This window comes from Streptomyces sp. NPDC006551, assembly GCF_040611675.1.
Lineage (GTDB): Bacteria > Actinomycetota > Actinomycetes > Streptomycetales > Streptomycetaceae > Streptomyces.
In genome coordinates, this window is sequence record NZ_JBEXOT010000064.1 from 20,952 (window position 1) to 30,970 (window position 10,019).

The window sequence follows — 10,019 nt, forward strand, 5'->3', positions numbered from 1 at the left end:
CGAGCTGAAGCAGCCGAAGGCGGTTCCAGTGTCACCGGTTCGCGCGGGCGGGACGAAGAAGGCCGATGCGGCCGCAGCCGGCTGGAAGGCCCGGAAGGTCGTCTGGCCGGCAGCGGGTTCGGCGCAGGTGGACCTCGCCTCGGCGGCGGTCTCGAAGTCCTTCCTTTCGGGTTCGACCAAGGCCCAGGCACCGGCCGCCGATCCGGGCGCGGTCCGGGCGGGCAAGCTTCCCGTCTCGGTGTATCCGCTTCAGGCGAAGGCCTCCAAGGCCCCGTCGAGCGTGAAGGTCACGCTCGCCGGTAAGGATGCGGCCCGCAAGGCCGGCATCGACGGTGTCCTGCTGTCGGTGGGACGCGCGGACGGCGGGCGGCAGGCCGGAGCTGCCACGGTAGAGGTGGACTACACCTCCTTCCGCGGAGCATACGGCGGCGACTACGCTTCCCGCCTCCGCCTCGTGGAACTCCCGGCATGCGCACTGACGCAGCCGGAGCTCCCGAAATGCCGTACGCAGAAGCCCCTTTCGACGCGGAACGACACGCGATCGAGCAAGCTGTCGGCCCGGGTGAGCATGCCCGGGGCGTCCGCGCCGACGGCCGAGCCGGCCGGCGCGCCGGCGAAGTCCGCCCTCGCAACTGCTCCGGCCGGTGCGACCGTGCTCGCCGCGACGGCCGGGCCCTCCGGTCAGTCGGGCGACTACAAGGCGACGCCGCTGAAGTCCTCGGGCTCGTGGAGCGCAGGCGGGGTCACCGGTTCGTTCAACTGGTCCTACCCCATCGACGTACCGGCCGTGCCGGAGGACGTCAAGCCCGGTATCACCCTGAGCTACAGTTCCCAGTCGGTCGACGGACTCACCGCGGCCTCGAACAACCAGCCGTCCTGGCTCGGTGACGGATGGTCCTACGAGCCGGGCTTCGTCGAGCGCAGGTACAAGTCCTGCAACGACGACAAGGCCGGCGGTACCAACACCACGAAGCTCGGCGACCAGTGCTGGTACAACGACAACGCCACGCTGCACCTCGGCGGCAAGTCCACGGAGCTGGTCTACCAGGCGGGCAAGGGCTGGCACGCCGAAGGCAACGGCGCCGAGAAGATCGAGAAGCTGACCGGTGCGTCCAACGGGGACCAGGGCACGGCCGACGTCGACGGCGTCGGTGAGCACTGGAAGGTCACCACGTCCGACGGCACCCAGTACTTCTTCGGTCTGAACCGCCTGCCCGGCTGGAAGGACAACGGCGCCGCGGCCGACGACCCGGTGACCAACTCCGCCTGGACCGCTCCGGTGTTCGGCAACCAGTCCGGCGAGCCCTGCTACAACGCGGCTTTCGCCAGCGGCTGGTGCCAGCAGGCCTGGCGCTGGCAGCTCGACTACGTGGTCGCCCCCGGCGGCGGTGCCATGGCGTACTACTGGAACACCGAGTCCAACAACTACGGTCGCAACGTCTCGGAGTCGACCGGCAAGGCGACCGTCACCCCGTACGTCCGGGGCGGCTGGCTGGACCGGATCGACTACGGTCTGCGTTCCGACGCCGTGTACACGGGCAAGGCCATGGGCCAGGTCAAGTTCGACGTCACCGAGCGCTGCCTGGCCAACTGCGGCACCTTCGACGAGACCAACGCCAAGAACTGGCCCGACGTCCCCTTCGACCTGTACTGCAAGGAGGGCGCCACCGAGTGCAAGGACCAGTACTCCCCGAGTTTCTGGTCCCGCAAGCGCCTCGCCAAGATCACGACGAAGCTGCTGACCGGCGGGACGTACAAGGACGTCGACTCCTGGACGCTCGTGCAGGACTTCCCCGCTTCCGGTGACGGCATCTCCACGCCCATGTGGCTGAAGTCCATCCAGCGCACGGGTCTGGTGGGCGGCACGCTGGCCACTCCCCCGGTGACGTTCGCGGGCGAGCAGCGGGCCAACCGCGTCGACAAGCTGGGCGACGGCCTCGCGCCCTTCGTCCGCCTGCGGATGTACCAGATCACCACCGAGACCGGCGGCACCATCGGTGCCACCTACTCGCAGCCGGGGTGCACCAGCACCACCCTGCCGACGCCCGACGGCTCGAACAAGACGCGCTGCTTCCCCGTGAAGTGGGCGTACGAGGGCGAGACCGCCAAGCTCGACTGGTTCAACACCTACACCGTCGACCAGGTCGTCGAGGGGGACAACCTGGCGGAATCGCCGGACAAGGTGATCTCGTACTCCTACCTGGGCGGCGCCGCCTGGGCGAAGAGCACGGACGAGTTCACCAAGGCCGAGGACCGGGTCCATTCCGTCGCCCGCGGCTACGAGCGTGTACAGACGCGCACGGGTGCCGCGAGCGACCCGAAGACCCTCACCGAGACGCGGTACTTCCGCGGTCTGGACGGCCAGGCGGTCCAGGACTCGGCGGGTGCCGCCGTAACCGACCGCGAGCAGTTCGCGGGCATGACCCGCGAGACCGCCACGTACAACGGCGACGACACCGCCAAGCTGGTCAGCGCCACTTCCTACACCCCGTGGCGCTCGTCCGCCGTGGCCACCCGCCCCCGTGCGGGCCTGCCCGACCTGGTGTCCTACCAGACGGGCACGGAGCTGGAGTCGGTCCGCACCCCTGGCGCCGGCGGCACCCGGACCGTCGAGAGGTCCCGTACCTTCGACGGCTACGGCATGGTCACCAGCGAGTCGTCCACCGGTGACAAGGACAAGGTCGGCGACGAGTCGTGCACCACGACCGAGTACGCCCGCAACACCACCACCGGAATCCTGAACAAGGTCAGCCGGATCGAGAGCGTCGCCGTGGCCTGCGGTGCGGCCGTCAGCCGTCCCGGTGACATCGTCAACGACGTCCGCACGTACTACGACAAGGGCGCCCTGGGCACCGTGCCCGGCAGGGGCCTGATCACCAGGACCGAGCGGATCAACGGCAAGGGCGACGGCTACGACGTCCAGGCCGAGGTCCCCAGCCTCTGCGGCGCCGACGGCAAGCAGCTCTGCGCCGACGTCCACGGCCGGGTCCTGAAGGTGAGCGACGCCTACGGGAAGGTCACGACGACCGCGTACACCCCCGCCACCGGCGAGGTGCCGACGAGCACGGTCGCCACGAACCCCCGCGGCCACGCGACGACCACTGTCCTGGAGCCGCTGCGCGGCCAGGCCACCCAGACCACCGACGCGAACAACAAGATCACCACCAGCGCGTACGACGCGCTGGGCCGGGTCTCCAAGGTGTGGCTGCCGACCCGCTCGGCCACCACTTACCCGGACTCGCCGAACCACGTCTTCGACTACCTGGTCCGCAACGACGGCCCGATCGTCACGACCACCAAGGTCCTGACGCACGACGCCACCTACAAGTCCGCGTACCTCTTCGCCGACGGCCTGCTGCGCACGCGCCAGACCCAGGAGCCCTCGCAGGACGGGGCCGGCCGGATCGTCTCCGAGACGTTCTACGACACCCGGGGACAGCCCTGGCGCACGTCCGGTTCGTACTTCGCGACCGGTTCCGCCGAGCCCGTCCTCGTCACCGGCCACGAGCTGAACTACCCGGCTTCAACCGACACCGAGTACGACGGAGCCGGCCGGGTGACGGCCGTGATCTCCAAGAAGTTCGGCGACGAGACCAAGCGCACCACCACCCAGTACGCCGGTGACAGCACCACGGTGATCCCGCCGCAGGGAGGCACCGCGGTCACCGCCGTCGTGGACGCGCTCGGCCGGACTGTCGAGCAGAGGCAGTACACCGACGACGCCCGGACCGCGTTCCAGTCCACCCTGTACACGTACAACAAGGTGGGCAAGCTGGCGCAGGTGACGGACCCGTCCAATGCCAAGTGGACGTACACCTACGACGTCCGGGGCCGCCAGATCCAGGTCGACGACCCGGACGAAGGCACCACCAAGTCCGTGTTCGACCAGGGCGACCGGATCACCGACATCACCGATGCCCGGCAGGTCACCCTGCACTCGGACTACGACGAGCTGGGCCGGCGCACCGCCCTGAAGAAGGGCACCACCACGCTCGCGACGTGGGAGTTCGACACCGTCGCCAAGGGCCACGCCTCGAAGTCGACCCGCTGGGTGAACGGCAAGGCCTACGAGAGCACGATCACCTCGTACAACAGCCGCTACCAGCCGGTCGGCCAGCAGGTGACCATCCCCGACAGCGAAGGCGCGCTGGCGGGTACGTACAAGTGGATCAACTCGTACAACGCCCACACCGGCCAGGTCATGTGGGTGCAGCACCCCGCTGCGGGCGGGCTGCCGCAGGAGAAGGTCAGCAACACCTACACCGCCGGATCCGGCCTGCTCGGCACGGTCGGCGCCGGCACCGACGTCATCATCTCCGGGAACACCTACGACCACTACGGCCGCAACGTCCGGCAGGAGTTCGGCGACTTCGCCCAGCACCTGTGGGTGAGCAACGAGTACGACGAGCACACCGGCGCGCTGAAGCGCAGCTACACGGACCGCGAGACGGCGCCGCAGAGGATCGAGGACGTCTCCTACTCCTACGACGCGCTCGGCAACATCACGTCCATCGCCTCGGCGTTCGGCCAGGACTCCACCCGGACCACCGACACCCAGTGCTTCGCCCTGGACGAGCTGCGCCGGATCACCGAGGCCTGGACCAACACCGGTACGGCCTGCGCCGCCGCTCCCTCCACCTCGGCCGTCGGGGGACCGGACGCGTACTGGACCACGTACACCTACGACGCGGTCGGCAACCGCAAGACCGAGACCAAGCACAAGACGGCCTCCGGCCCCTCCGCAGACACGCTCCGTACGTACGCGGCCCCGGCGGCGGGTAAGCACAACCTGCCGAAGGTCACCCAGACCGGCACCAGCCCCCGCGACGAGGTCTTCACCTACGACGCCTCCGGCAACGTCAAGACCCGCAAGATCGGGTCGGCCGCACAGCAGACTCTGAACTGGGACGACGAGGGGCACCTCGGCTCCGTGGTCCAGGGCGCCAACACCAGCTCGTACCTGTACGACGCGGCGGGCGAGCGGCTGATCCGCAGGGACTCCACCGGCACCACCCTCACCCTGCCGGGCGGCACCGAGCTCAAGCTCGACAATGCCGGCACCACCGTCACCGGCACCCGCTACTACAGCGTCGCCGGGCAGACAGTCGCGATGCGCACTGGCGGCAAGCTGACCTTCGTGATCGGCGACCACCACGGCACCGGCACCACCCAGGTGTCCGCCGACGCCGCCCAGACCGTGGTCCGCCGCAAGACCGGCATCTTCGGCGAGGAGCGCGGCGCCCAGCCGGCCGGCTGGGCGGGCGACAAGGGGTTCGTCGGCGGCACGAAGGACGCGGACACCGGCCTGACCCATCTCGGCGCCCGTGAGTACGACCCCGCCATCGGCCGGTTCGTCTCCGTCGACCCGTTGATGGACCTGGCGGACCCGCAGCAGACGCACGGGTACACCTACTCCAACAACAACCCGGTCAGCCTTTCGGACCCCTCCGGTCTGAAGCCCATGGAGTGCATGGAGCACGGCTACACCTGCAAGTACAACGGTGTCGGCTGGAGCGTCGAGGACAAGGACTACACCGAGGAGTACAACGGGTACACGAAGCAGTACGCCAAGGAGGACCACGACGAGCGCAAGACGCACTGGTCGAAGAAGGTCCGCGACAAGACCCGGAAGAAGCGGCTGGCTTACCTGGCCGACAGCGACGAGGTCGATGTGATCGTCCGGATGCAGCAGAAGGAATGCGCCAAGATGCGCGGGCTCGGCAGGGCCTTCTGTGGCATCGTCTCCCAGTCACAGCGTGAGATGCATGCCGAAACCATCTTCGGCGACGCCCTCGACAGGATCGACGAGGGCTGGAAGGACGGCAGCGAGGCCGCCTTCAATGAGGAGGAGTTCGATCTGGCGCTCCAGCTGGCGCGCGACGGGCACACCGTGGTGTCCCGCGGGGAGAACATCCGGGCTCCGGGCGCCGAGGGCGACAAGAGGTTCGACGCCTGGGTCGACGGCGTCCGTTCGGAGTTCAAGATCCTTCCGGCCAAGAGGGTGGGCAGCATCAACGACCAGCTCTCCGACGCGAACAAGAAGGGTGCGGACCGGCTCTACGTCAAGCTGCAGAACTTCAGTGAGGACGAGGGAAGGGAAATAATCAAGAAGTGGACTGAGCGCCCCGGCCGGAACGTCAAACTGAGCACCATCTACTACGTCCACGAAGACGGCATCGAAGAGATCAACCTCCGCTAGGAAAGAGGAGCACGATGGAAGCGCGCGCAAGCGCAGCCGGGATGCTGGCCGCCGAGAGCGAGACCGGTGGTCTCGTGCCCGGTCCGGTGGCAGTGAAGTCCGCGGTCTCCGCGTCCGGCATCGCCGTGCACGGTTTCCGCGTGGAGCGCCGGGCCGTCCGGGCGGCGTGGGCGTGGTGGCGGGCCCGGCACGACCGGACAGGACTGGTTCCCTTCGTCACCACCCTCGCTCCGCGCGCCCTGGTCGAGCACGACCGGGGTGAAGAGCGGTGGTCGGGGGGGAGCAGGGACCTCCTGGACTCCGCCCTGCGGGCCGAGCCGTCCGAGGTGATGGCCGAACTGCAGGCCTCGCGGCTGCGGGAGATGACCGACCTCTACGTTCCCCCGCAGGACGACGCCGACCGCAAGGAGATCGAGGAGTGCGAACTGCTCTTCGACCCGGAAGCCGTCGCGGCGGAACTCGCTGCCTGTCCCGAGCCCGGACCGGAGTCCACAGCTCGGACCGGGCTCGAGGGGGACCCGGTGTGGCTGAACTTCGTCGAGGCGAAGGCCGGCTACGAGCTCCCGGCGCTCTTCCCCGGCCTCGTGCGGACGCCCAACTGGTCGGGCCATCAGAACCGGCAGCTGCTCCCCGCCGATCATGTCGCGGTGCTCCGTCATTGGCATGAGCGGTACGGAGCGGAGTTCTACTTCGCGGACTCGTCGACACTGGAACTGGTCGTCAGCCACCCGCCCCTGAACCTCCTGGAGATTGCCCGGGCCGCCGTGGAGCAGTACGTGTACTGCCCCGATCTCGGTGACGCGGCGATCGCCGGCGATCAGGTCCGGCGTTCCGTATGGACGTTTTGGTGGGACTGACGGACGGCTCGCCACGCAATGAATAGGATCGGCGCCCTGGCGAGAATTTCGCCGGGGCGCCGGTGCGTCAGGGGCCGCTGGCGGGCACGTCATGTCGATCAACATACTTGGACGCGAGCGACTAACGAGCTGGTGCGTGATTGCGGTCGAGGGGTGATCGCCGACGGGTGGGATGATCCGATCCGTGACGATCATGGTGGACGAGGGTGCCCTCGCGCATCAGCGAGGAACCGTGCGGCAAGGGCGGGCGTATCCGGCATCGGCTGGTGTTCGTCGACCGGCTGGTCGCCACGCTGAGGCGGCGCTTGGCCTGGAGGGCGGTCAGACCCTGTTCACGGATGACGCGCACCAGCCGCTCGGTGACCTCGGGCAGTGCCGGGCGGGCGTCCGGATCCAGCGCCAGCATTTCCGTGATCAGCGGCACGAGCTCCGGTGGGGCGTCCGTCAGATCGGGCGGGGTCGCCAAGTCCTCGATCTTCAGGGCGACGGCCTGCCACGTCGGCCCCTCGTACGGGTAGTGCCCGGTCGCGGCGAAGAGCAGCACCGCTCCCAGCGCTTTCTCTGCGGTGCCTCACGCCCCATCCGTATGGTCGTCGCCCACCCCGGCTCCCCCGGACCTTCCCCGAGAGGGGCCGCATGACGAAGCCGGCCACCGTGAACCTGACGAAGGCCTCGCCCACGGTCTCCCTGGACAAGCACGGCGTGACCTCGGGAATGATCAAGGTCAACCTCAATGGGACCTCGCCGCAGGCCGCCGCTCAGAGGGCGGCCGGCGAGGCCCGTGTGCGACAGTGCCTGGATCATTCTCGACGACGAGGAACCTCGCGTGTGGCTCCCATTGGACCGGGATCATGCCTCGTTCGCCGGGATGGAGATCTGCGAGTTCGACCTGAGGCCGGCCCCGATACTCGTCCTTGACCGGCCTTCTGAGATGTACTGATTCCTGCGGTCGTGCCGTCCCGACCATGCGATCGTTGGTCGGGTCGTGCCGTTGACTGACGCGCAGTGGGTGCACCTGACCCCCGAATGCGGCTCACAGGGTCATGGCGAGCAGGCCGAGGACGAGGAAGAGGGGCTTGTCGGTGGGCACCGCTACTATCCGGGATGCATGGACGGTCGCGTCCCACACAGCAAGGTCATAGCTCACAGGCGCGTCGTCGCAGGCAACAGTTCCGTCGCCACCAGCAGGTCCTGAGATCTCTCTACCAGTGATCCGTAAAAGAGGGCCTAGTGTCACGGAACGTCACTACCGAGAGGCGGATGGGGCAGGGGCAGCCAACAGCTCGGCAGCCAGTGCCCCAGCCACTTCAAGATATTTTCCGCCACACAGCCGAGGGCTCCGCCCGGCGACCACCATCACACATGACGGACCGTCAGAACCTGCGCCGTTCGTGCGTCAAGCGTGCGTCACGTGCGTCGAACATGCGTCAAGATATCGCACCTGACGCACGCTTGACGCCCATAACGCGCACTCGGAGAAACGCCAGGTCAGGCGTCCTTCTTCACCGGCTCAAGGATCGCGACGCACTCGACATGATGGGTCATCGGGAACAGGTCGAACGCCCGCAGCGTCCGCACCCGGTAGCCGCCCTCGCGGAAGTACGCGATGTCCCGTGCCAGGGCCGCCGGGTCGCAGGCCACGTAAGCGATGCGGCGCGCGCCCAGGCCCGAGAGGTGCTTGACCGTCTGCTTGCCGGCGCCCGCGCGGGGCGGGTCGAGGACGATCAGGTCGACCTCGGTGATCCGGGTGCGCGGGAGGACGCTTTCGACCTTGCCCTGTTCGATGCGGACGCGGTCGTAGTCCTGGAGGTTGCGGCGGGCGTCCTCGACGGCGCGCTTGCCGGACTCGATGCCGAGGACCGCGCCCTGGTCGCCGACGCGGTCGGCGATCGCGCCCGCGAAGAGGCCGACGCCGCAGTAGAGGTCGAGGGCGGTGTCGCCCTTACGGGGCATCAGGCCCTGCATGACCGCGAGGACCAGCGTCTGCGCGGCCTTCGGGTGGACCTGCCAGAAGCCGCCGTTGCCGACGCGGTACGTGCGGTCGTCGGCGCGCTCGCGCACGAAGGGGCGGCCGTGGACCCGGTGCACCCCGCCGTCCTTCTCGTCGACCCGGAGGACCGAGACCGGCTTGTCCAGTTCGACCAGAGGAAGGCGGGCGCCGGGCTTCGGGGTCAGGACCACCTGACGGTCGCCCGAACCCGAGGCGGCGATCGCCTCGATCGAGGCCATGCCCTCCCAGGTGCGCTTCTCGATGCCCAGCTCCGAGACGCCCTCCGCCGCGATCATGCAGTGGTCGATCACCTCGACCTCGTGCGAGCGGTGGCGGCGCAGACCCGCGTGGCCCTCGGCGTCGACGGCGTACTGGACTCGGGTGCGCCACTGCGGGACCTCGCCCGCCGGAAGCTTGTCGCCCTCGGCCGGCATGACCGTGCCGTCCCAGCCGGCCTCCTCGGGGGTGAGCCCGGCCAGCCGCTTCAGCTGCTCGGCGATGACCTCGCCCTTCAGCCGGCGCTGGGCGCCCGGCTTGGCGTGCTGCCAGTCGCAGCCGCCGCACTTGCCGGGACCGGCGAAGGGGCAGGGTGCCTCGACCCGGTCCTTCGACGCGTCCAGGATCGTGATCGCGTCGGCGCGCAGGAAGCGGGAGGTCTCCTCGCCCTCGGTGACCCGGGCGACGACCCGCTCACCCGGCAGCGCGTGCCGGACGAAGAGGACGCGGCCGCCCTCCGTCCGCGCGATGCAGTGGCCGCCGTGTGCCACGGGGCCGACCTCGACCTCGTACTCTTCCCCGACCAACGAAGAAACAGGTGCGTTCTGCATGACGGGGTGACTCCAGAGAAAGAGAGAGGTGGGGGGGGGGGGGGGGGGCCCCCCCCCCCCCCCCGGCCCGCCCCCCCCCCCCCACAGCCGGGTGGCTGAACGCCCCGCCCGCCCCCCCACCCGCCCCCGACCCAACACGCGCGATC

At 69.0% G+C, this 10,019-nt stretch carries 4 protein-coding genes; 2 read left to right on the forward strand and 2 right to left on the reverse strand.

Going from position 1 to position 10,019, the window contains the following annotated elements; genetic code table 11:
* Nucleotides 1-28 precede the first annotated feature (28 nt).
* On the forward strand, nt 29-6,199 hold the full coding sequence (locus ABZY12_RS32355; RefSeq protein WP_356896671.1) for an RHS repeat-associated core domain-containing protein: 6,171 nt from the start codon (nt 29-31) through the stop codon (nt 6,197-6,199).
* Nucleotides 6,200-6,213: 14 nt separating this feature from the next.
* Nucleotides 6,214-7,056, forward strand: coding sequence for a DUF4253 domain-containing protein (locus ABZY12_RS32360; protein WP_356896673.1), 843 nt, complete (start codon nt 6,214-6,216; stop codon nt 7,054-7,056).
* A gap of 121 nt (nt 7,057-7,177) precedes the next feature.
* Here ABZY12_RS32360 and ABZY12_RS32365 read toward each other — a convergent pair whose 3' ends face one another.
* On the reverse strand, nt 7,178-7,600 hold the full coding sequence (locus tag ABZY12_RS32365; protein WP_356896675.1) for a hypothetical protein: 423 nt from the start codon (nt 7,598-7,600) through the stop codon (nt 7,178-7,180).
* Between the two features lie 944 nt (nt 7,601-8,544).
* Entirely contained in the window at nt 8,545-9,873 is a 1,329-nt protein-coding gene (locus ABZY12_RS32370) for a TRAM domain-containing protein (protein ID WP_356896677.1), read from the reverse strand.
* Between the last annotated feature and the right edge of the window lie 146 nt (nt 9,874-10,019).

Bases quoted from the DNA above. Each gene is read 5' to 3' on its own strand.
- ABZY12_RS32360 (WP_356896673.1), top strand. From the start codon at position 6,214: ATGGAAGCGCGCGCAAGCGCAGCCGGGATGCTGGCCGCCGAGAGCGAG.
- ABZY12_RS32370 (WP_356896677.1), bottom strand. From the start codon at position 9,873: ATGCAGAACGCACCTGTTTCTTCGTTGGTCGGGGAAGAGTACGAGGTC.